We start from the raw sequence: 2,183 nt of genomic DNA, 5'->3' as shown, positions 1-2,183 counted from the left end.
ACTCGCCAGCCTCCCGTTGCCGATCAGGCGCAAACTGAAATGGATAGGTCTGATCGGGCTGACCTACCTCAGCATCATGATGGTGGGAGGCAGTGTCGTCATCTATGTGGAGTACCTTTGAGTCCGGGCATGAAAGGCCAGCCTGAGGGAGATCCGCTGGTGGGCCACAACTGGCCTCTTCGCAAGCCCTGACCCGCGCTGGCCGCGATGCGTCCTTGTGGGCGAAGCGCGGCCAGCGCATTCATTCTGCGCACGGCCGGATAATCAGCAGATTATCTGCGCCCCCCCCTGCACTTCGCCGCAATCCCCTGCCGCACTCGCGGTAATCTGTGTCGACAGCCAACGGCCTTGCGCCTGCTGGAGCGACGCCTCGGCGGCGCGGCCATGGCCCATACGCCGCAGGCAAGACCTTGACCCAAGGAGCCCGATCTTGGCCTCGAAACATATCATCGTCATCGGCGCCGGCGCCGTCGGCCTGTCCAGCGCCCGCGCCGCCTTGCTGCGCGGGCATCGGGTCACTGTGATCGAACAAGGGAGCATTCCCCATTCACGCTCGGCCTCGTTCGACCAACACCGGCTGATTCGCTACCAGTACGGCCGCTCGCCGGGCTATACGCTGATGGTCAGCCAGGCCTTCGATGCCTGGGAACGGTTGTGGCAAGACCTCGATGCGCAACATTTCCACCGCACCGGCACCCTGGGTATTTCCCTGGCCGAGGGCGACTATGCCAGCACCTCCGGTGCGACCATGGCCCAGGTCGGCATCGAGCACCAGTGGCTGGACGCGGCGGGTATTGAAGCGCTGTGCCCGCACTTGCAGATGCCCGCCCACGCCCGTGGCCTCTACAGCAGCACCGGCGGCGTGCTGTTTGCCGACCGTATCGTGATCGGCCTGGCGGCGTGGTGCCGGGCCCATGGCGCAAAGCTTCTGGCCAACACCCAGGTGCAATCGGTGGACACCGAAGCCGGCCGGGTGCACACCACGGCCGAGATGCTTGAAGGGGACCAGATCGTGATTGCCGCCGGCGCCTGGCTGCCGGGTTTGCTGCCGGCCTATAGCGAACTGCGCATTGCGCGCCAGGCGGTGTGCTACGTGCAGGCCCCCGAGCAACACCGCGCCCACTGGGCCAACGGGCCCTGCATCACCGACCTGGGCGAAGGCGCCAACTACGCCTTGATGCCCGTGCAAGGCACCGGCCTTAAATTCGGCTCGGGCCAGCATCGGCGCCTGGGCAGCCCGGCCGATGGTTTCGCCGGGCCGCCGGAGGAAGGCTATGACGTCATCCGCTATTTCGCCCCGTACCTGCGCGACGCCGAGGCCTATCGCTCCCAGCGCATGCAGGTGGGCTACTACGTGCTGGACAGCAGCGACGCCTTCCGTGTCGAGCCCCAGGGCAAGGCCCTGGTGGTCACCAACTGCGGCGGCGGCATGTTCAAGTTTTCCGCCTTGATGGGCGAGCGCGTCATCGCTTGCCTAGACCACGAACTCACCCCCGCGCAGCTGCAACATTGGGCTGCCGGCAAACTTCCTGTCACCACCCCGGAGCTTTCATGAGCCTGTTGACCCACTTCAACCTCGCCGACCTCGGCACCCCACGCCACGGTCGCCCTGCCCCTGAGCGGCTGGTGGATGGCGACCCGCAGTTCACCACCTGGGACATCGAACAGACCGCCGACGGCGTCGTCACCAGCGGCGTCTGGGAAGCCACGCCGGGTGCCTATTGGTCGATCAAGGGCGAGACCTGGGAGTTCTGCTCCATCCTCAGCGGCGTCAGCGAGCTGACCGAAGAAGGCAAGCCGCCGGTGATCATCCGTGCTGGCGACAGCTTTGTGATGAAGCCTGGGTACAAGGGCATCTGGCGGATTCTGGAGACGACCCGCAAGGTGTGGGTGACGCGCGACTGAGGGTGATCGCCCTATTGGATTTCAACTTGAAAATCCAAGGTGCGAGACGCTTCGTAGGAGCCGACCTTGGTCGCGATGCCAGCACCGCATCAGGCCCGCCGGACCGCGTCGCCTGCATCGCGACCAAGGTCGGCTCCTACGCCGGTTGGGTTTAACCGCAGTCCAGCTGTGGGCTACGCCGGGTGTGTGGGTGACGCGCGACTGAGGGTGATCGCCCTATTAGATTTCAACTTGAAAATCAAAGGTGCGAGACGCTTCGTAGGAGCCGACCTTGGTCG

At 65.0% G+C, this 2,183-nt stretch carries 2 protein-coding genes; both read left to right on the top strand.

The annotated features are described in order from the left end of the window. Positions 1 to 430: 430 nt before the first annotated feature. The gene (locus HB675_RS25620) at positions 431 to 1,555 is read left to right on the top strand and encodes an FAD-dependent oxidoreductase (RefSeq protein ID WP_213881957.1); all 1,125 of its coding nucleotides are present in this window, start codon (positions 431 to 433) and stop codon (positions 1,553 to 1,555) included. Further along, positions 1,552 to 1,905 (top strand): cupin domain-containing protein, encoded by a 354-nt coding sequence (locus tag HB675_RS25615; RefSeq protein WP_213881956.1) that lies wholly within the window; start codon positions 1,552 to 1,554, stop codon positions 1,903 to 1,905. The genes HB675_RS25620 and HB675_RS25615 overlap by 4 nt, the downstream gene beginning before the upstream one ends. Positions 1,906 to 2,183 lie beyond the last annotated feature (278 nt).

Origin of the sequence: Pseudomonas sp. dw_358, assembly GCF_018449655.1 — a bacterium.
GTDB lineage: Bacteria > Pseudomonadota > Gammaproteobacteria > Pseudomonadales > Pseudomonadaceae > Aquipseudomonas.
The sequence above is the reverse complement of the archived record's forward strand: the minus strand, read 5'-3'. Positions and strand labels throughout refer to the sequence as shown.